Genomic DNA, 21,130 nt, shown 5'->3' with positions numbered 1-21,130 from the left:
CCGTTATTATTTTACTTATTTTTAATCGTACTGTTCATCAAATCCTATTTCAAATAGAGCATCTTGATCACATGTGAATATGATGCTGTTTGGATCCGACAAAGATAGACACCTGTGGACACCTGCAGACCTGCCTGTGATGCACCATTCCACTGTAAAGCATAACTGCCGGCGGACTGACTTCCAACCTGAAGTTGGTTCACCACACGACCTTTAATATCGTATATGGTGAGAAAAACCTCGGCGGCTTCCGGCAGATCGTAACGAATGGTTGTGGTAGGATTAAAGGGATTGGGATAATTCTGATACAGCGCATAAGCTTCAGGAATTACCTTTTCATCAATCCCAACCACGTGATTTTCCAGATACAACATCCGGGGATCTGCTCCAGTGGAGAATTCACCATCCTGAGCAAAGACCTTCCAGAAGGTTGTGATAGATTCAGCACCAGCCATGAGATCGATCAGCTCTGTTGCGTTGAAAGTAACAGATGTATCAGCTGTATTTGCATTGATCAGTGTATCGGCAGCCCCAACCAGAATGAACTGGTAATTGATGGCATCCCCTTCAGGGTCAAAGGAAGGTGTCCAGGTAAAGGTGAAGGACTGTCCCAGCGTATCGATACTCAGTGTATCATCAGCAACGGGCATGAGCAATTCGAAAGCAAATGGGGCTTCGTTAATCCCCTCAATAAAGGCATGAGACTGCTCAGCAGAAACAGAGTAAGCAGCCATGGCAGTCTGAGCTGTCACTTTCCAGGTCAGGGTCAGTTCATCAGTTCCATAACCGGCCAGATCAAAAAGATCATTACCATCCAGGGTCAATGTTGTTCCCAAAGTGGTTTTTACATAGGGAACCACATCAACTGCATCGCTCTCAACCACTAACTGGTAATAGACAGTTTCGGTGGAACTCACAGCATCCCAGGTGAAAGTGAATTGATCTGTCAAGTCGTTCAGTGCGATCTGGGTTCCTGCAGCTGGAGCGGTCAATACCGGAGCAGTCAAACCTTCCGGTACCAATGTATTTTCGAACCAATTTACCACATCACCAACCCAGTTTGCCCGGGCTGCATTATCAACCATGTAATAGGGATTGAACCAGGATGACATACTGATGAAATTGCCATCAGTCATGTGGTAGGAGTTGGCCATATCTGCCAATTGATACGCTGCTGGACCGAAATTCAAGTCTGCCAGGGCACCTTCACCCAGCGCACAGCCATCCACATATTTTACAATACCACTGGTGCTTCCCCAACGAATAGTATCCATGGTTGTTACTGCAGAGCCAGTTGCTTTGACCAGCATTTCCAGACCAGTATTATCATCATTAGCCCAGGCCTGTGCCAGATATGCACTGGTACCAAAATAATCATAGATCAACTCACCAGGACCGAAGAAATCCGGAGCTGAGCCATAGCGGTCATAGAGAAAGTCGGCACCGTATAGCCACATCCGACCACCGGCATCCAGATATTGAGGAATCACACTATTATCTTCATCAGCACCATTCCAGAAATAAAGACCAACGCCATCATCACCGGCAAACCAGATCACCAGGTCGTAGCCAGCCAGATCCGCTGAATCAGGAGAAGCTCCGGCAGCATCTGTATCAAAAGTCTCGTAGAGATAATAACTATCATCCAGAGCTGTATAGAGCTTGGTTTCATTGTTATAGCGGTTGTCATCATCTACCACCAGAATTGAGATTTCCTGTGGTGATGCATGCACCAGGGTCAAATCGAAAGGAACCATGGCATGCGTTTCAATAGCACTATTTGAGGCAACCACATCCCAGGTTAGATCCAGGACAGTTTCAGCGCCAAATAATGTCAGCAGGGTGGTTGAGCTGATCGAAACAGTCGTATCTCCATTTGCCAAAGCAAAGATCGTTGAGTCATCTTCATTAATGAGCATTAAGGTATAGGCGACAGTCAAACCACCTGGATCAGTACTGGTTTCCCAGCTGAATTCATAATCCATAACATTGGTTTCATGAACCCGAATCATCGCCCCAATATGTGGACTGATGAGAGAGAATGGTGCCGGACCTGAACCATAATCACGCACGACCAAAAAGGAATTTATGGCTGATTCAGTGATGTTGTGGTCCGCATCATAAGTCAGGACCTGCCAGAATAGTTCCAGCGTGTCCTGATCAGCATGAATCATGTTGTAGAGGACATGCTCATTCATGACATACTCAGTAACTGATTGATCGCTGACAATGATACCGGCAATGTCTGTAGCACTCTCACCTAGCAGAAAACGGTATTCAACACCACTTTCAGCATCGGTGGAAGCCTCCCAGCTAAACACGACATCGGCTGTGTCAGTCACAAATATTTCAAAGCTTGTATCATCGGCCGGTGCTGTCAAAACAGCTGCTGTAGGCACTGTGGCGCTGGCGATTTGGTTGAACCAATTGATCACGCCATTCATGAATACATCACGAGTGGAATCATTACTGAGATGTTGAAAATTGAAGAACGAGTTAAGCACTATAAAGTCATCACCAACATGATGACACACATTGGCCTGACCGGCCAGACTGTAGTCATCCGGACCCATAGTATAGTCATCAAAACCGCGGTAATTGGGAGTTACAGCATCAATATACCAGGCCGTGGCAAAGCGCCAGGTCACTGTATCCAGTGCAGAAACTGTGCTACTGGGCAAACGCGCGATCAGCGGGGCACCACCGCCACCATCATCTGCGCGAGACTGGGCATTGTAGGATGCGAGTCCCATATAGTCATAGGCAAAATCACCTGGTACAAATGAATCAGGGGCACCACCGAAACGGTCATACAACACATCAAGTCCATTGATCCACATCCGGCCACCATTGTCCAGATAGCTGATAACTGCTGGATTGTCTGCTTCAATTCCATCCCAGAAATATAGATCGCCCCCATCATTACCAGTATACCAGATCACCAGGTCATAGGCAGCTAGAGTAGTTGCATCGGGACTGCCGCCCATAGCATAAGTATCGTAACTATCAAAAGCATAGTGAGTTCTCTGCAATGATTCATAGATAGAATATTCATAGTTCTGATAGCCATCATCATCTACGACAAGAATGGTTTCAGTTTGATTGGAGAGAGCAAAGGTAAAGGGATCGCTAATTACCGTTGCACCACCCATTGTAGCGGATACATACCAATCAATAGCGATATAGTCCGACGCTCCCATTAGAGCTGTTAGAGCTGCATGGTCAACAAAGGTAGTTGTATCAGTAAGACCTTCCACAGAATCGATCAGAACACTATCAGCACTGAAATAGACCGTATAGCTGGTGGCTCCATTGTCTTCCCAGGTGAGATCGATACCGCTGCCGACCAGCACATCCATCACATAAGATGAACCATCTGCCGGTCCAACCAGACTTATTGTGGCCAGGGTGTCTTCGGGCAGTTCAAACCAGTCGATCACATCTGATACCCAGGTATCGCGATCTGCAGTGGAACTAAAATAATAAGGGTTAAACCAGGAACTGAAGAGAGTGAAAGTATCTGTGGTATGACTTTGAACAGTAGAAAGACCAGCCAATGGATAAGTATCCGGTCCCATGACGTAGTGAGAAACAGCATCCTCGGTTAGTGTACCCCCATCGACATAACTCAGATTCCCGCTACCGGTATTCCAGGTAATGGTATCAATACTGGAGATCACATTGGTTGTCTGGTCTAATTCACTTACACCAAGTCCCCCATCATTGGAACTTGACTGTGCATCATAAGAGGATATCCCGACATAGTCGTACATGAAATCACCAACAGCAAAGGTGTCAGCAGCACCACCATAACGATCATAGCTAATACTAAGCCCAAACATCCAAAGGTTGCCGCCTTGATCCAAATAATTGATGATATGCGGATTATCCACTTCACCTGCATTCCAGAAATAAAGATCGGTATAATCGTCACCGGTAAACCAGATCACCAGATCATAGGCTGACATGGCAGTAGAGTCAGGACTAGCTGAAGTGATATCACAATCGTATGAATCGTAGGCGATCCCCAAATTGGTCAAAGCCGCATATATCCTTGTTTCATTGTTATAGCGATTGTCGTCATCAACCACCAGTATGGTTCCGGCAAATGTAGTTGAAACTGCAAACACTAGCATTGCGAGTACAGTCAACATTGTCATTCTTCTCATGGTAACCCCTTTTTTAAAATTGTACAAGCGAACCTGTCTCCTCCTCTGGGATTCAAGTTTTCTACCTGCATTATGGTCCAGTTTGATACAGCATATTATTATGGTGTCACCATAATTTATCTTGCAAATGACGTTTTCAAAGCAATAAATGTGGTTCCGCAAATGAGAATATCGACATCATGAAATATATTGAAATAGCTTACTGCAGAATTATACTGCTATCGTGATAAAAACCATCTCAAGTCGAGGACTCTCATGAAATATATTATGCTTACCATTATCAGTATGTTGCTTCTGCAATGTTCCCTGCCCATGCAATCAAGTCAGGCAAAAATCAGTCAAAACGAGCTGTATGACCATATCGCTTACCTGGCATCCGATGAATTGGAAGGCCGGAAGCCCGGAACTCCCCAGGGTAAACTGGCTGCTGAATATATTGGTGATCATTTTAAACAGTTCGGACTAATGCCCCTGGGTAATGATGGTTATCAGCACTTTGATGTCATCACTTCCGTAAAGTTGGGACCGAATAACAGTTTTAAAGCAACAGGGATCTCTGCTACTGTTGGTGAGGATTACACCCCGACCGTGTTTTCCATGAACTCCAGCCTGGAGGCAGATCTGGTCTTTGTCGGCTATGGTTTTCAAATCGAAAATGACTCGATGCAATGGAATGATTACACTGATCTGGATGTTAAAGATAAGTGGGTCATGATCCTGCGCGGTAATCCTGAGAATGAATCTGCCCGAAGCAAATACGATAACTATTCCTCCATGCGCCACAAAATGCTCATCGCCCGTGACCATGGTGCAACCGGTGCCATTTTTGTCAATGGCAATAAATTTGATGCCAAGGACGAACTGATGGAGTTGCTCATCGATCGAAGCTTTTCCATGGCTGCCCTACCTGTTATTCATGCCAAAAGAGAATTGGCTGACCAATTACTGGCCAGCAAGGGGAAAAACATCCTCGAGCTTGAGACCCAACTCAATGAACAACTGATTCCCCAAAGTTTTGCAGTTGATATTCAAGTGAAGGTCACAACTGAAGTGCTTCAACAGGAAGTCACGACCCAAAATGTTGTGGCTCTTTTACCAGGCAGTGATCCAATTTTAAAGGATGAATTTATCGTTATCGGTGCTCACTATGACCATCTGGGCTGGGGCGGTAAAGGCTCCGGTTCGCGGAAACCAGACACCATCGCTGTCCATAATGGCGCAGATGACAATGCCTCTGGTGTTGCCGCAGTTCTGGAAATTGCTGAGAAGCTGGCCTTGAGCAACTCCACGCCCAAACGCAGTATCTTGTTTATGGCTTTTGGAGCTGAAGAGATGGGGCTCCTGGGGTCAAAATTCTTTACCTCAAATGCCTTGATCGACCTCAAGCAGATCAAGCAGATGTTCAATCTGGATATGATCGGTCGCTTGAACCCAAAATCCCGGATCCTGACCGTTGGCGGAACCGGTACCGCTAAAGGAATGGAAGCCTATTTGACTGAAATGGCAAAAGGGCATGATTTCAAACTGTCCATGACACCCGATGGCTACGGCCCTTCCGACCAGGCAACTTTTTATATTGAAGATATCCCGGTCCTCTTTTTCTTCACCGGTATTACCGAGGAATACCACACTCCTGCTGATGATATCGAAACCATCAATTTTAAAGGTGAAAAGATAATTGCTGATTTCACCTATGAACTGGTCAGGGATATCGCCTCCAGGGAAACAGCTTTTGAATATCTGGAAGCCGGCCCCAAAGGACCTCCAAAGGGTGGTAAACGCGGAAAGGTGAAAATGGGAATCATCCCGGACTTTGCCGCTGCAGATGCCAATGGTTTTCTGCTGGGCGGTGTGGTGCCTGGTGGACCCGCCGCTTTTGCTGGTATGCAGAAAGGTGATGTCATGATCTCTCTCGAGGGTCGCTCAGTGAAAAATGTATATGACTATATGGGGCGTATGGCAGATGTGAAACTGGGTCAGCGTATCACCGTGGAAGTCCTGAGAGGCGAAGAGAAAGTCATCCTTATTGTTCAACTATAAAGAGTAAATTCTCCTTCACAGAGTACTGTGATTCGTGTCTGAATTGAGCATCTTGAAATGCTATTGGAGATTGCTTCGTTTCACTCGCAAAGACACAAGCAGAGCTTACATGATAACTTATCTGTGCAATCCGTGTAATCAGTGGTTGCCATTTACAAAGGAATAAAATATGTCCGATAATACTAAACTTCAAGCTGGTCTGTTATGGGCTTTAGCTATCTTTATAACTCTTTCATCTGTTGTCTACCAGCGAGCCACCGGCCCGACCTATCCGGTTAAAGGTCAAATTTCCCTGAATGGCAAGGAGATCAGCTACCATCTCCCCCGTTCTCAGAATACTGGTGAGAATGCAGTCATCGATCTGAGTGCTGCCAAACCGGAATTCAGCGCCACCCTGAAATGGAAACGTTTCAAAAGTCATGATGAATGGCGTTTGACTCCATTTATGATGGATGACGGTCACCTCATTGCCAATCTACCCTCACAGCCACCAGCCGGTAAGATTATTTACACCGTTGATCTACGAGCCGACACCGGTGCGTCAATTAGCTTGTCCGAAGAACCTGTGATTATACGATTTAAGGGTGCTGTTCCAGCAGCTGTTCTTATCCCCCATATTCTGTTTATGTTTTCTGCAATGTTGATGGCTACCCGAACGGGTCTGGCTGCTTTTGTAGAAAGTGCCTATGCTTTGCGATATACACTTCTCACCGGACTTTTTCTCATGCTGGGAGGTTTATTTCTGGGCCCCATCGTTCAAAAGTATGCTTTTGATGCCTATTGGACGGGTTGGCCCTGGGGACACGACCTGACCGACAATAAAACGGCGGTGGCATTCATTGCCTGGGTCCTGGCAGCCTGGCAGCAAAAAAAGACTGGAAATGCCAAGATCTGGATCATTTCTGCCGCTGTCATCACCCTGGCGATCTATCTCATTCCACATAGCGCCCTGGGCTCTGAAATAGACTATACTCAGTTGGAACAGCAATAGAAATAAATATTTAAGGCTCTTCCCCCAAATGCGTACCTGTAGACGAGGATGTTAGGGATATAAGGGTATAGAGGCTGTGTGAAAACTTCATTGCAATGGAATAATTGCTTGCTAATATTATCTTTAGTTATCTACGTATAGTACTGTTACTATTAATATTTACCCCAGGCTTCAGCCTGGGGGTTATAAAAATATCAAAAAGGAGGGCTTTAGCCCAACAATACTGGGCTAAAGCCCAAAGAATCAGTGGGTTATCATACCCACCCCCAAGCTAAAGCATGGGGTAAGAGTTGTCCCTATTCTCACACAGCCTCTATAACCCTTATACCTTTATACCCCAGAATATTTTATTGACCCCAAATCTCAATGATTGTATCCAGGTATGCACTATTATGATGAACCATATTTAATAGCGGTGAGACTGCAACAGACTTAACTGCAAACGTGGAGACCGACTTTGGCATAGGCGGGCATAGCTGCTTGTCAGGGCGTAGCATGTAGTGTGGAGACTGATAGCTCTGGTAGGAACTTTAACCTGCATTATTCATGAATTATTGCCACGAAGACACTAAGTCACGAAAAGTATTAAAGTTATGAACAAGGTCATTTTAAACAGTATTATTTGCATCTGTGAGTGATAATTTTTGATAAGCATATATTTTATTAAACTTTGTGTCTTGGTGACTTAGTGGCTATGAATTATTCAGGTTAAGTGTGGTATGCTGAGTTCATCGAAGTACAGAGAAATGGGAAAAGCTGAAGAAGTTAGGGTGCAGGCTGGAGGTGCAACTGGTATTAGTCTTCTGTGGGTAGTAACTCTATTGTATATCGGACATTCTTATTTGAAACGATGCTCAACTTACTCTGCAGCTGATCCTGGATAAGCATCTTGATCAGATGTAAACCCAGTGTTTCCGGGTTATCGATATTCACATCTTTTAGGAACACCAGGCCATCGTTAATAACCTCGATCAGCAAGTTACCCATTTTGTTGTTTTTCATGTGGATCTGAATTTGCCCTTTACGACCATCTGGAAATCCGTGCTTAAAGGCATTGGTAACGATCTCGTTCACTGCCAATCCCAGCGGCACTGCCTCAGCCAGACCAATCTCAATGGCTTCACATTCATAACTAACCCTGATGTTACCAGGCACTTTTGGCATGGAATAGTGCAATCGCGAAACCAGAGTTTTGACATATTCATCAAAACGAATCGTACTGAGATCCTCACTGCGATAGAGCTGTTCATGAACCAGTGACATTGAGTATATCCGATCTGAGATCGCAGAAAAGGCATCTTCGACAGGACGTTTGTTCTGTTCAGCAGATTGCATGTTAAGTAATGAAATCACCACGTTCATGTTGTTCTTGGTTCGGTGATAGACCTCTCGCAGTAAAACATCCTTTTGCTTCAGGGCATTTTGGGCAGTTTCCTGGGCATCTTTACGTTCCAGGACTTCCTCTTGGAGCTTGTTGGTTCTATCCATAACTCTGGCTTCAAGACCAATATTGATCTGCTTGATCGTCTCCCTCTCCTGGGTGAGCTAACGTTGCAGCAGAAATTCTCGCCGGTAAAAGAGTTCCATAAAATAGCCCCCCAGCATCAACAGCATATTAGAACCCGTTAAAAAGAAATAATTATCAACGTGATAGAACCAGGGTTCATTGGTAACCCATTGGATCCCAATGATATAGCTGATCACAATGATCCCACCACTGGCAGCAGCCCAATAGAATCTCAAGCCGGACAGGATGTAGATAAAGATTAGAACCAGAATGATCCCAACATAATAGGTCTCTGTGTATTGGGGTTGAATGAGAGTCATAATAACGATACCGATACCGGCAGCCAGCATATACAGTATGCTGAACAATTGATAGAATTTCCTGAATATGTCACGGAAGGAGACGAGGTAGATCACAAAACCAATTGGCATAACGATCCCAAATCGAATCAATAAAAAGGGGCCCAAAACTTCCGGCAACCATAAATAATCCAACACACCGAATAAACCGTAGAGCAACATACCCAAGACTAGAGCAGGTCGAAATCGCGTGAGGGTCAGTTTGAAAAAGTATTCCATAAAGGCAATTTCTGTCTCAACCGGAAAACTCAGGGATAAGGGGTCTGTCCATTTAGGACCAGGTATCTCACCGTCCTGAAACATCCTCACTTTTTCCCATAATTTTTTCATCGTGTGATCTTCAAACCCCTAATTATCTCAATTCCAAACTCATCACCCTTCGATACGATCTTCGTTACACTCAGATCACTCAGGGTTCGGAAATGCTCACCAGCTCACCACCCTTCGATACGATCTTCGCTATACTCAGATCACTCAGGGTCCGGAAATGCTCACTAGCTCATCACCCTTCGATACGATCTTCGTTACACTCAGATCACTCAGGATCCGGAAATGCTCACTAACTCAAAATATCTACTACTACCAGTATCGCTCTAGATGGATCTGTCCAGGTGCTTTATTACTATGTTCGATGAAACCTTCTAATTCTAGAGTATTAACCATGGAATCGATCATACTGGGATTCCCACATAAAAAGATATGTGTATTCTCCGGAGCAGGTTTCAATCCGGATTTTTCCTGAATGATCCCAGCTTGCCACAATTCTTGGATATAGCCACTGGCTCCACCCCAGTTGATGTGTTCAATATCTGGACGGGTAATAGCGGGAATATAGGTAAAATTATTACAAACATTGGCAATAGTATTCAATTCAGATCGATATCCCAGATCCCAGCTATGCCTGGCACCGTGAACGATGATATATTTGCGTTGTGCATTACAGGGTAGATCAGCTCTTAACATGCTCATATACGGGGCTAAACCGGTTCCAGTACCCAATAAGATTATATTTGAATCCTGATCGACCCTATCCAGTGTAAACACACCAGAGAACTTAGGTGACAGAAAGATCCTGTTACCTGGTTCCAATGCGAATATCCGTGGTGTAAGAGCGCCGGATCTCACCATGGTGATGTAGAATTCAATGTACTCCTTGGTCACAGAAGCAGATGAAACAGAATACGCTCGACGAATGAACTTAAGCGGATCTTTCAAATCTGGTTCAGGATCAGATAATTCGTGCCGGGGCGCGGTTCCCGGTAGTCCTAATACGGTAAATTGTCCAGCTTTAAAATCTGGCAACCCCCAGCCATCTGGCACAACACGCAAAATGATTAGACCAGGGGAAACCTCGATCTTCTGTGAAACAATTGCATTAAGTGTTACATTAGCCATCATTTTTTTCCTTTGCCATAAATCAAAATAGATATATTCTGCATTTCATATTTTTACTTTTTACTTAATTAATCTCCGCTTTATCAAGCATGGCTTTTAGCTGATTGGCGTTTTTAATAGCCTGACCACGGGCATGATTGTTAAAAGAGACATAAGTGGTCTTGGCTTGCTTTGACATATCTGTTATTCTGGGTAACCATTCTTGGAGCTCATCTTCACTATATTCATAATCATAGCGACTGACATTGTCTCCTGTCCACCAATTCGCAGTATTACGACCGTGAAATCTTAAGTACGCAATATCTGAAGTGATGGCTGTATAATCGGGCATCCCCCCTGATAGGCGAGGCGAATCGATCATGGATATTCCCCAGGATCTACGTTTCAATTCCTCGAACACACGGTCTTTGATCCAATCGGGATGACGAAATTCAACGACCAGAGGCAGAGCAGTCAAGTCTTCCAGGAGCTGGAGCAGATACTTACGATTGTTCGGTGTGTAGGCAAAAGAATATGGAAATTGGAGGAGCACTGCCGCCAGATGATCATCCTGCTGTAAGAGGCTAACGGCCTCTAAGAAATCCAGACGCGCTTTCGGAAAGCCAACCCGGTCATGGGTCAGTGAACGATGTCCCTTGATCGCATATTTTAAAGGCTGTTCCAGATATTTCTCCAATTGTTTCCTTGTAGGCATCCGGTAATAGCTGAAATTCAGTTCACAAAACTCAAAATGCTTTGCGTAATGGACCAACCACTGGTCTTTGGCCATTCCCGGTGGGTAAAATACCTCCTGCCAGTCAGGATAAGAATAGCCCGAAGTCCCGATCATGACCTGGTTTTGCTTTGCAGAAGACAATTAGTAAGCCTCTTATGAATGAGCGAAAGACCAATTTTCCTGATCCCCAACTTAGTGTAAACAATTGTGCTCGCTACTGAAAAATACACTAACAAGCAGTTCAATTGCCATTGACGGCTATTGTTTCAACATTATTTCCTGTGACACTTCTCACAATTTGTATTTGCAAAACCTGCGACACAACTTTTATTTGCACTGATATTTTAGCTCTTACATATCTGTTATTATTACAGTTACATATCATTCTTCTATGATCTAAGTAGGCTGATCGATCTCTATGCAGACAGGTAATGATATACCAATGAAAATTTTATATACAGATACTCATGAGGTGGCTTAGATTCTTCCGCTCAAAAATGGGATATTTTAATTGGATATACTCATTTCATGAATGGAGTAAGAGCCTGAGAGATCGGGTCTTTTTTTGTAATAAATTTAATAATGACTACTAAAAAGCCGAGGGTCAGATGATTCAAAAGCCACTAAAATTAAAACTTAAACTTATTGTGCCCATGTTGGCACTATTTGCCCTGACTGCCTGTGATCTTATGCAGGAGCCAAAGATTCCCACCTGGACCAACAAAATTGAGTTTCCGCTCATCAAGGAAAGTGTCAATCTGGAAACACTCAAGGATATGGACAATATTCTGGAGCAATTATATGTGGATGGTAGTGATACCATGACCATCTTCGCCTATGCTGACACATCTGAGATGGATTCTCAGGAAGTTGGTGATCAACTTGCCTTTGGTGATATCACCCAGTCTTTCGCACAATCCGTGGATGATGTTACCGTAACTGGTTCAACCATCAATCAATCCAGTGCCTTTGAGGCAGTCGGTGTGGCACCTATTGAAGAGAACATTCAATCAGAACTGGGTCCCATTGAATTATCCAATATTCCCGAAACCAGAACAGCCCCATTTAAGCTCAATGAAATTGTTCCGGATGTTAATGATATTCCCAATGGCACAACGGCCGAAATACCCGAAGGTGATCTAGAGCCGGTGAACAAGCCTTTTGAATTCACTGATTTCTCGTCAGCTACTTTCTCTGGAGGCACCCTGGATGTCAGGATCAATAATTATATGGTTATCTCTTTGGGCTCACCCATCAATATTCAGCTGCAGCAAATCGTTGGTCCGGATACGAATAACATACCCGGCGGACTGCTGACCTGGTCCGACCCCATCGGCTCATTGGACAGTAGCACCCAAAGCTTGGATCTCACCGGCATGACCCTTCCCGGTGAAATTCTGATCGAGGTGACCGGACATACTGTAGGATCCAATGGCGTTCCAATTCTTATCGATGAAACGGCCAAAAATTCCAGTTTTAATATCGTGATCTCCGGTTCAGATCTGGTCGTGAGCAGTGCAACTGCCAAAGTCCCTTCCCAAAGCATTGCAGAAAGCGGCAATATCGAACTGGCAAGTTCTGAGAATAAGATCCAGGAAGCAGTGATCAAGTCAGGATCATTGGCAATTGAGATCGTCAATGCCATGGAAGTTTCCTCCGAACTGGTGATCAACATTGAATCCCTCCAGGATCCCTCAGCAGTGGCCTTTTCAACCACTATTCCAATTCCAGCCAATCAAACCGTAGTGGATGTTAGCAATATTGCCGATTACAGCCTGGTTATGGATGTCGATCAGCAGGAAGTACTTTACTCTTATCAGATCAATACAGAGGATACAGGTGATGATCTGGTTACCCTCGAACAAACTGACCAGGTTACGGTGAGCATTGCCTTGTATGGAGAAACCTCCGGTGACGATCTATTTTTCAAGAGTATCACCGGTATTATCGAAGCTCAGGAGATCGAGGAAGCTGGAGACATCAGCATTGAGTCCGATTCTAAGTTGCTTAACGCTGACATTTCCACAGGTGCCATCACCATCACCATTGATAATCAGGTCAATCAACCCGGATTTCTGGGTCTGCCAACCATCACGCTCACTATCCCGGAGTTGGTCGATGGAAATTCCAATCCACTCAGTGGCAGTCTGACCCTGGAACCAAATCCCACCTCAAATGTATTAAATTTCGATCTTGCTGATTTTGCTCTGGTATTCCCTGACACAGCAACCCAAGTATTAACCTACACTACTTTAGTAACCACCCCCACTGGGGAATTGGGTAAGTATGGTCTGGAAGACTCCATCATCGTTGATATTGTCGTTTCTGATATGGAATTTGCCTCCGTCACTGGATTTTTCTCACAGGATGCCCTGGTTGACTCAAATGAGATCGCTCTGGATGAAGGCACCAAACTTCTGGAAGCTGTTTTTGAAAGCGGTGATTTTGCTTTGAGCATGACCAATCGGATCGGCGTGGTGGCTGATGTTGAATTTCAGATAGATGAATTCATTCATCGTACCACCAATCAACCTTTAAGTATGTCCTTCAGACTGCAAGAGACACTGGATCCCCAGATCACGAATTTGAACCTGGCCGAGTATAAACTCATGTTCACCAATGTCTCACCTGGGGTCGAACAGGCCATCCACTATGTCTCTTCTGTTTCCTTGCCAGCTGATGAGGAAATGACCCTGACCTTTGGTGATTCAATTATCATCGAAGTCGATATTACCAATCTGGCCCTGGAAAGCGTAACTGGTCTTATTGAGCCGGACACCCTGGTAATCGAACGCTCAGAGCAGGTCATTGAAATGCCTGATATGGTCTCGGATCTGATGTTTGAGCAGGTCAATATTGATATTGATTTCAATAGTACTTTTACCATTCCCATTGAATTGACCCTGAATCTGTCAGCTACCGATTCACTGGGAAATACAGTGGAGATCACTGAGACACACAGTTTGACTCCACTTGATGATGTGATTCACGTGAATGCAGCTGAACTTTTAAACCTGCACCCTGAATTCATTGTTTCCAGCGGCCAGGCCATTGTTGGTGGAGGTTCGAATCCCGCCACCATTGCCAAGGGTCAAAAAATGAGTCCGGTTATGTATATTAACGTGCCGCTCTCGCTTATTATTGAGGATCCACCATTCCTGGAAATGGATGTCACCAGCATGGACTCTCCCCTTCCCGAAGATGAAACGATCGGTCTGGAGGAATTTGCTGTTTTTGCCGATGTGACCAATATGTTCGAGTTTGGGGCAACTGTGGTCGTGCTGGCCAGCAATGATAGTCTTGCTTTTGATAGCCTGACTATTGAAGCGGGCAATGCTCCCACTCCTGATACGCTACTCACTATAGAATTATTGCCCGAGGAAAACACTGACCCAACAGCGGAGCGCGTACTGACGGAGATCATCTTGTCTAAGTCTAAGTTGACCCTGCTTGAGGAGAAATTATTCCTGAAACCTGAAGTGCAATTGCTGGGACGAACCGATGATGCCTCTGGAAACGCCCTGCCCTCGCACTTCTTTACCACTGACTCCCTCACCATACGAACCTGGGGTAGTGTATCGTACACGATCAACGGGGAGGAGCTCTAATGAAAACGCTCACGAATATCCTGACCATTTTGACCCTGACCACTTTCCTGGTTGCCCAGGTTGATAGCACAATAACAGAACCTCTGGATGACCTGGATGTTGAGGTCACAGAGACAGTCGACGGATCCCCTGATACACTCGCACAAACTGAAACTGAGCTAGTACCAGATACTACCGACACCGAATTGATGGTGTTGGATTCAACCGCAGTTGACAGCAGTGCTCTGGTAGAAGCTGATACCCTGGTAGTTGAAGAACCTGTGATGGCCTGGATCCAGAAAGAGCCAGAACCAATCCAGGTCTCCGGTCTAATGAACAAGGGAACTCTCTACTACTGGTCCAATGACGGTCTGGAGGGAATTGGTCTTGATCAATTGGATTATGTCACTATTCAGGATCCAACATTGATCGCTATCAAAGCCAATGACTGTCTTGATATTGTTTGTCACCTATTGGCGACTGACAGCAGTGGTGTCAATTATGTCATTGTAGCCCCTGAAGACAGCAGTGATTTCAGGATCTATGATATTCTCACAAAAACAGTCATGATCGAAGCCAGTGCAGATTCTATCGTTCAAGCATTTGATACTTATCTCCGCGATCTGGCAGGTATGGAATACATCGAAGTTAAAGCGGAAGAAATTGCGCCTGTTGTTCCATCGCTGGCGGAAGACCTGCCGGTTGCCCTACCTGTCTATGCACCAAGAGCGAATGCCTTGAAGATCAAACATCGTCAGTTCCGCTCCATGGAAGAGCTGGCTTCAAACCCGGCTAACCTGGCTCGTGATTATAATAGTTTTAGCAGCTGGAACCTGCTGCCGGACTTCAAATTCAGTGTCAGGAATTCCCTGCTCACACCCGGTTGGTATAAGGAATGGTGGACAGTTGGTGGCGTCTGGGATGCGTCCATGAAAAATGATTATCTGGAAACAGTTGCAGGTCAGGATCTAGCCCTGAATATCTCACCTGAATTCCAAAGCCTCTTTGGTTTTAGAATTTGGAGAGTTGGCGTAAATGTTGGACTCACTTCCCATATCAAGATGGTGCTTCCCGGCAGTTTTCTGGGACTACCCATGCAGGATATCGAGTTTTACGATTCAACTGCAGCAGAGCCAAAATTTCTTGACTATGGTGGTCTGGAGATCGAAGCAATTCCATTGGTTATCAAATCCAGTCTCTCCTATGCTCATCCTATTTCAACGCCCTATGGAAACCTGAAAGTAGGAATTGCTTTAAATGTTTTGGAGGCAGTCGGCTACATGCGCATGGAGAGCGATGAATTCAAAGTAGTGCTCACAGAAGATTCCATTCACGTAACTGCATCGGGACAGGGCTGGGCGACAGCAGCTGGGATCGATGGTCATCTGGATGATCTTAATACTGATGATATGGATCCAGGAAGTACTGTCTCTGACCCTGGTATCGGTATCGACCTTGGTCTCATTGCTGACCTTCAACCACTCCTGAAGCAGGAAGTGGAAATTCAAGTTGCACTAAGAAACATTGGAGCAACTTATAAGTGGTCTGATGTGACTCGAAGTGTCTGGACCTTTGAACAGGTCATGCCAGCACCCGGAAATGCCGAACTGGATAGTATTGAGCAATATCAACACTCCACAGATTCTACAATAGCGACGGGGGAGGAATTCAGTATTGATGTGCCTACTGTCTTCAACCTGACTGCGTATTATCAACCGCTCCCCAGAATCCTCATCGGTGTGGGACTTGAGCAGGCATTTACTGATGAAGCGCAGTTTGGCTATAGTCCTGATCTTCAATTCGCCTATCAACTCAATCTATATGCGTTTCCCTGGCTGGATTTCAGCTACTATAAGCAAAACCAGTATGGCGAGCCAGTTCACACTTTTGGAAGCGGCTTCCATTTTGGATTCCTGGATACAGGCTTCACGCTATCCTTCTTTAATGGTCTGAATACTGATGCCAAAGGAATAGGCTTTGGATTGAATAGTAGTTTGCATTTCTAGCAATCTCACATTGCGTCTTCCGAGACGAATAAATACAAAGAAGGCCGGAGAATTCCGGCCTTCTTTGTATTTATTCGTCTTCGCGAGGAGTGAAACGACGTGGCGATCTCAAAATTGTCACTAGACTTGGAGATTTATCCATCGTATCAGATGCGCAGATGGATTACCACACCCCTACGGGGTTCGCTAAGACGTAGGGTAACGTTATCTGGAGAGCGCCGAATAAAATCAACTTGGTCTTATGTGACGCCTCATCGTATAAACGAACCCAACAGTTGCTGCAGTATAGTCAACATGATCATGATCAAAGAGTGTGCGATAATCCAAAACCTCTACAAAGCCTTTGAAATGACGCAGTGGTCGATGCACAGGTGGAATTGAGCGACTGTAAACCTTGTCACCTGATTCCAGGGTCTCTACATACTGAAAGTGGATACGGTTTCTCAGATCAGGACCATTCAACCGAGGATGGAAACCGAGTCTACCGATAACTGCTTCAGCTTCATCAGCTACATCATTACTAACGATCACGTCGATCTGATTGGCACCAAACATGGCAAAGGCCAACGGATTTCCCCGTCCGTAGAAAACCTGGTCAAAATCGCTCAGAACACGGGTTGAATCTTCGGCTACCCATTCCAATGACAGGATGTCCAAAGCGTCGCCACTGGTTCCATAGGCCAGGGTCATGGCTATGGCCACCCATCGTTCATCTCCATTGGGAAGCATTCGTTTTCTAAAAGCAACCCGCCGATTCACGCTCATATCAATGTCTTTTTCACTAAATCGAACGGAATCTCCGCGTTCCCAGGACCTTTCATCGATCCAGACCCGCACAAACTGACGGGCATGAAATGTTCCGGTGATCTGCTGAGTAATCAATGCGATGGCAGAGCTATCATCCTCCACTTCAACGGTTACCTCACGTTCACTGCTCATTCCGCTTCGACCAAAGCGCCAGATATAGCTGGAATCCATGACCACATTGACCCTGTCTGACGATCCGCTCTGCTGGATAACAGGCAATTTCCCTAATGATAGATCCGTTTCATCAACATCTTCCATGCCATCTATTCCATACGTGCTGTCATCAGCTGCAATAAGAGCTAGTATTGCATCCTCGATCTCAGCCCTTTCGTCAACTTCATTGATCGTGCAAGACCAAAGCATTCCCAATGCCAGTAAACTCACTATTAAGCATTGTTTGAGTTTCATAATTGCTATCTCCTGTTGTTAGGGTCGTTTATCACGACGATTTTGTACGTTTCCACCTCGGCGGTCCTTCATATACTGCCGTAGATCCTGCCTGAATCGAGCCTCAAAGCCGATATACAGCAATTGCTGCTTGGGAGTTAAATACTTGGGGAGTGATTGAGTGAAATCATGTTTGATCTTATGAATATCATTCTGTTTCTTGATATACTGCTTGATCAATTTGTCCACTTCCTTTTGAGAAATATCCTGCTCATCGATGAGCTTATGACCAGCTCGATTAAGCTCCTGCATCTCTTGTTGGATATTTCGCAACTTTCGCTCATGGATCTGAACCAAAGGCAGGAAAGTGACGGTCTGTTCCTCAGTTAATTCCAGCATCTCAGTCAATTTCCAGATGCGCACTGCATTTATATTTCGAGAGCCACCGGCTCCCCCAGGGGGCGGTTGAGCAATACTTACTCCTATCATGATCAATAAAATAATTAAAATATTTCTAGACATACTAAACCTCCTCTAAGTAGTCGATAAGCGCCTTCAGATCATCATCCAGCAACTCTTCAGCATCTTCAATGTATGAGTAATAGTTTTCATCAATGAGATAATCCACACTTTGTTCATACAGCTCCACGTCATTTCCTGACTCAAACAACAGTCCTTGCTCTGTGGTCCAGGAATCTTCCCAACCAGCCATCAGTAGTTCCCCACCGGGATTGACCGATTCATCACCACGATCAGGCATCACCACGATCACCATCATCACCAGGAGAATCACAACAGGTGCTGAATAGAGGGTTTTCCGGCGAAGCGCTCTCCTTTTAATCCTGGTCTGCACTCCATGAAGGACCTCATCGATATCCAATGGGGGTGCTTGTCCGTCGGATCGTTCCTCCTGAAATATTATGTTCAACTTATCCATTTTCCCCTACCTGTGCTTTCATAAAAGCTTCTATTCGTTTTTTTCCCTCGTGAAAATGTACTTTGGCAGCATTCACCGAACACCCGACTGCATCTGAGATCTGCGCGTACGGCAGATCCTCATAGATCCTGGCGATCACAACAGCCCGTTGCCGAGGTGTGAGAATCGCCAAGCTTTTACCCAATATCTCGGAGTGAAAGCGATATTCGGTTTCTTTCACAGGATCTGACCCGGAGATGAGCACTTTCATATCCTCCATAAAAGTGTAGCTCCAGCGTTGCCTGCGTTTTAAGTGACTATAGCACAGGTTGATGGCAATTCGGTAGATCCAGGTTTTCAAGCTCGATCTGCCCTTGAATTGATGACTTTTCTCCCAGACCTTGACAAAAGTATCCTGGAGGATATCCTGGGCATCTTCAACATTGGATACCATTCTGAGAATGAAACTATTAAGCCCTGGGGAATATTCTCGTACAATTTGATCAAAAGCCTGCGGATCACGGTCCTGTACCTTCTCAAAGAGCAGAATATCTGTATCTTTTTGCATTACTGGGGATTTAGATATTCATTCATGAAAAAAGGTTAAGATCGCGGTTTGACAGAGACGTAGTAGGCTACATCTCACTTAATTGTCAAAGACCCAGATCAGGGAGATATAGCGAAATCTGGATTCAGTGAATTGATTGGCCATAATAGTGTATTCTGAATTTGGGAGACCTGACACGTATTGGGACCACAGTGGATCATGAAGCATATTGGTATCAGTAAACCCAATGATTAGGGTACTGACCTGAGCTTGGATAGAGTAATTCAGCAGATGCAGGATCGTCTCATCGCTGTCAATATCAGTGGGTCGAACCACCAGGTCATCAGGATCAAGAAAACCCTGTTGTGGTTGAAATAGATGACGTCCCCAAACATTTAAATGAACATGCATCGCTTGATCGAATAGAAAGGCATCCTGGTTGAGCTCCCATAATACCTGCTTTTTAGCCCAGATCCAATCCGTTGCTTGATCCACCATTGAACCGCCTAACTTCAGTTCCATCTCCCAGGGGAAAGTCAACCTCGTGTAGCCCTGTGTCCCCCTGATAGATCCCTGGTCATTTTGACCCTGCCACCCACCCATACTTATCTCGAATGCGGCAAATTTCAAGGTCGATGTGAGCTCGTGTACAGTTGTAGCAGTTAACTCAGGTTTAAAGGTTCTTTCATCAATAAGTTGATGAGTTTGGTAAGTAATATTGAGCGGTTTATAATCCAAACCAGCCTTCACGTTGGGCAGAAAACGCCATTGGCCTAGATTTTTCAGACCCAATTCTACCGATAGATGCCGATTGCTGAATTGAGGGAGATTGACTTCCATAAAATGGCGGATGCTTCCATCGCCACCCAGTTGCTTACGAATGACTCCGATCTTCATTTCCACAGGAGACCATTCTCTCACTTGAAACCGATGTCCAAAATAGGCCAGGGTGCTGAGTGAATGTCGTTGAGCTGCAGGCCATTCCCAGATACCACCCTGCACCCAGGCAAAGAACTCTGATCCGACTGAATTCGAATCAATATTCTGCCAATGCAGATTTCCGGACCACCGATCTGATCGAAGCTGCAGTTTGTCATTATAATTCCAGGCTTGCAGTACAGTATCCAGTTCATATAAATAAAGCGGATTCACCTGATGGTCATAACCCAGCTCCACTTTGATAACCTGATCATCGATCCGGTTCTCAATCTGCAGTTGGTGACGTTGCTCATCATAGAGCTGAACACCTATAAAACGCTGATGAGACCTTAATTTTGAATTCCAGGCATAACGGGTGGCTTTGCCCAGGCTATTGTGATACCAAACTGTAAAATCCTTAAAATCAGCATCACCCTGACGATAATTGACTAGTAATGAGGGAGCAGTTGTGTCAGCTTCCGTTGTCAGAGCAGGGTGTAGCTGAGACCAGAGTGTTCGCTGGTCCAATAGCGGTAGCCAGCCCTGTCTATCAGTATTGAGGGGCTCACCATTTATGAGGTAGCTGGTGGCCAGATCCTGCCATTCATCCAGTACGACAGCTTTAAACCCAAAGGGGCGGTAGAATTGCAGATGACCCCATGTTCCGGATACTGCTCCAAAATCAGGAACATCCTGAATCACAACGGCTGGATGGTCTAGTTGAGCCAATGAGAATAGAGGGAACACCATACTGACCAGTGTCAAAACAAATACCCTCAAGCTCAT

14 protein-coding genes are annotated in these 21,130 nt (G+C 45.1%); 4 read left to right on the top strand and 10 right to left on the bottom strand.

Going from position 1 to position 21,130, the window contains the following annotated elements:
• Positions 1–44 precede the first annotated feature (44 nt).
• On the bottom strand, positions 45–4,169 hold the full coding sequence (locus tag U9Q77_05880; GenBank protein ID MEA3286886.1) for a FlgD immunoglobulin-like domain containing protein: 4,125 nt from the start codon (positions 4,167–4,169) through the stop codon (positions 45–47).
• A 255-nt stretch (positions 4,170–4,424) separates the two neighbouring features.
• On the opposite strand from U9Q77_05880, the gene U9Q77_05875 reads away from it, so the two are divergent.
• A complete protein-coding gene (locus tag U9Q77_05875; protein MEA3286885.1) occupies positions 4,425–6,209 on the top strand; it encodes a M20/M25/M40 family metallo-hydrolase in 1,785 nt (594 codons plus the stop codon).
• A 169-nt stretch (positions 6,210–6,378) separates the two neighbouring features.
• Positions 6,379–7,200: a hypothetical protein gene (locus tag U9Q77_05870; GenBank protein MEA3286884.1), complete on the top strand. Its 822-nt coding sequence runs from the start codon at positions 6,379–6,381 to the stop codon at positions 7,198–7,200.
• A 795-nt stretch (positions 7,201–7,995) separates the two neighbouring features.
• Here U9Q77_05870 and U9Q77_05865 read toward each other — a convergent pair.
• The 4 genes from U9Q77_05865 to U9Q77_05850 all read right to left on the bottom strand — a co-directional run bounded on the left by U9Q77_05865 (position 7,996) and on the right by U9Q77_05850 (position 11,317).
• A complete protein-coding gene (locus U9Q77_05865; GenBank protein ID MEA3286883.1) occupies positions 7,996–8,688 on the bottom strand; it encodes a sensor histidine kinase in 693 nt (230 codons plus the stop codon).
• Between the two features lie 57 nt (positions 8,689–8,745).
• Positions 8,746–9,396: a hypothetical protein gene (locus U9Q77_05860; protein ID MEA3286882.1), complete on the bottom strand. Its 651-nt coding sequence runs from the start codon at positions 9,394–9,396 to the stop codon at positions 8,746–8,748.
• A 249-nt stretch (positions 9,397–9,645) separates the two neighbouring features.
• Complete coding sequence (locus U9Q77_05855; GenBank protein MEA3286881.1) at positions 9,646–10,464, bottom strand: ferredoxin--NADP reductase; 819 nt, start codon at positions 10,462–10,464, stop codon at positions 9,646–9,648.
• Positions 10,465–10,525: 61 nt separating this feature from the next.
• Positions 10,526–11,317, bottom strand: a complete 792-nt coding sequence (locus tag U9Q77_05850; protein ID MEA3286880.1) for a DUF72 domain-containing protein — start codon at positions 11,315–11,317, stop codon at positions 10,526–10,528.
• A gap of 467 nt (positions 11,318–11,784) precedes the next feature.
• Between U9Q77_05850 and U9Q77_05845 the strand changes: the two genes are divergently transcribed.
• Both U9Q77_05845 and U9Q77_05840 read left to right on the top strand, forming a co-directional pair.
• Positions 11,785–14,784 (top strand): hypothetical protein, encoded by a 3,000-nt coding sequence (locus U9Q77_05845; protein ID MEA3286879.1) that lies wholly within the window; start codon positions 11,785–11,787, stop codon positions 14,782–14,784.
• The gene (locus U9Q77_05840; GenBank protein MEA3286878.1) at positions 14,784–16,769 is read left to right on the top strand and encodes a DUF5723 family protein; all 1,986 of its coding nucleotides are present in this window, start codon (positions 14,784–14,786) and stop codon (positions 16,767–16,769) included. Before U9Q77_05845 ends, U9Q77_05840 begins: the two co-directional genes overlap by 1 nt.
• Positions 16,770–16,997: 228 nt before the next feature.
• Here U9Q77_05840 and U9Q77_05835 read toward each other — a convergent pair whose 3' ends face one another.
• From U9Q77_05835 to U9Q77_05815, 5 genes are all read right to left on the bottom strand, one after another.
• Positions 16,998–17,984 (bottom strand): hypothetical protein, encoded by a 987-nt coding sequence (locus U9Q77_05835; protein MEA3286877.1) that lies wholly within the window; start codon positions 17,982–17,984, stop codon positions 16,998–17,000.
• An 18-nt stretch (positions 17,985–18,002) separates the two neighbouring features.
• Positions 18,003–18,485 carry a hypothetical protein gene (locus U9Q77_05830; GenBank protein ID MEA3286876.1) on the bottom strand — a complete coding sequence of 161 codons (483 nt, stop codon included), beginning with the start codon at positions 18,483–18,485 and terminating at the stop codon, positions 18,003–18,005.
• Between the two features lies 1 nt (position 18,486).
• Entirely contained in the window at positions 18,487–18,900 is a 414-nt protein-coding gene (locus U9Q77_05825) for a hypothetical protein (protein ID MEA3286875.1), read from the bottom strand.
• A complete protein-coding gene (locus U9Q77_05820; GenBank protein MEA3286874.1) occupies positions 18,893–19,447 on the bottom strand; it encodes a sigma-70 family RNA polymerase sigma factor in 555 nt (184 codons plus the stop codon). The genes U9Q77_05825 and U9Q77_05820 overlap by 8 nt, the downstream gene beginning before the upstream one ends.
• 78 nt (positions 19,448–19,525) lie before the next feature.
• Positions 19,526–21,130: a hypothetical protein gene (locus U9Q77_05815; protein MEA3286873.1), complete on the bottom strand. Its 1,605-nt coding sequence runs from the start codon at positions 21,128–21,130 to the stop codon at positions 19,526–19,528.

Source organism: Candidatus Neomarinimicrobiota bacterium, from assembly GCA_034716895.1.
Taxonomy (GTDB): Bacteria; Fidelibacterota; UBA8477; order UBA8477; family JABMPR01; genus JABMPR01.
The sequence above is the reverse complement of the archived record's forward strand: the minus strand, read 5'-3'. Positions and strand labels throughout refer to the sequence as shown.

Coding starts and splice junctions, on each gene's coding strand:
- U9Q77_05860 (MEA3286882.1), bottom strand. CDS start 9,396: ATGAAAAAATTATGGGAAAAAGTGAGGATGTTTCAGGACGGTGAGATA.
- U9Q77_05875 (MEA3286885.1), top strand. CDS start 4,425: ATGAAATATATTATGCTTACCATTATCAGTATGTTGCTTCTGCAATGT.
- U9Q77_05835 (MEA3286877.1), bottom strand. CDS start 17,984: ATGAAACTCAAACAATGCTTAATAGTGAGTTTACTGGCATTGGGAATG.
- U9Q77_05815 (MEA3286873.1), bottom strand. CDS start 21,130: ATGAGCTTGAGGGTATTTGTTTTGACACTGGTCAGTATGGTGTTCCCT.
- U9Q77_05845 (MEA3286879.1), top strand. CDS start 11,785: ATGATTCAAAAGCCACTAAAATTAAAACTTAAACTTATTGTGCCCATG.
- U9Q77_05825 (MEA3286875.1), bottom strand. CDS start 18,900: ATGGATAAGTTGAACATAATATTTCAGGAGGAACGATCCGACGGACAA.
- U9Q77_05880 (MEA3286886.1), bottom strand. CDS start 4,169: ATGAGAAGAATGACAATGTTGACTGTACTCGCAATGCTAGTGTTTGCA.
- U9Q77_05870 (MEA3286884.1), top strand. CDS start 6,379: ATGTCCGATAATACTAAACTTCAAGCTGGTCTGTTATGGGCTTTAGCT.
- U9Q77_05855 (MEA3286881.1), bottom strand. CDS start 10,464: ATGATGGCTAATGTAACACTTAATGCAATTGTTTCACAGAAGATCGAG.
- U9Q77_05840 (MEA3286878.1), top strand. CDS start 14,784: ATGAAAACGCTCACGAATATCCTGACCATTTTGACCCTGACCACTTTC.
- U9Q77_05830 (MEA3286876.1), bottom strand. CDS start 18,485: ATGTCTAGAAATATTTTAATTATTTTATTGATCATGATAGGAGTAAGT.
- U9Q77_05865 (MEA3286883.1), bottom strand. CDS start 8,688: ATGGATAGAACCAACAAGCTCCAAGAGGAAGTCCTGGAACGTAAAGAT.
- U9Q77_05820 (MEA3286874.1), bottom strand. CDS start 19,447: ATGCAAAAAGATACAGATATTCTGCTCTTTGAGAAGGTACAGGACCGT.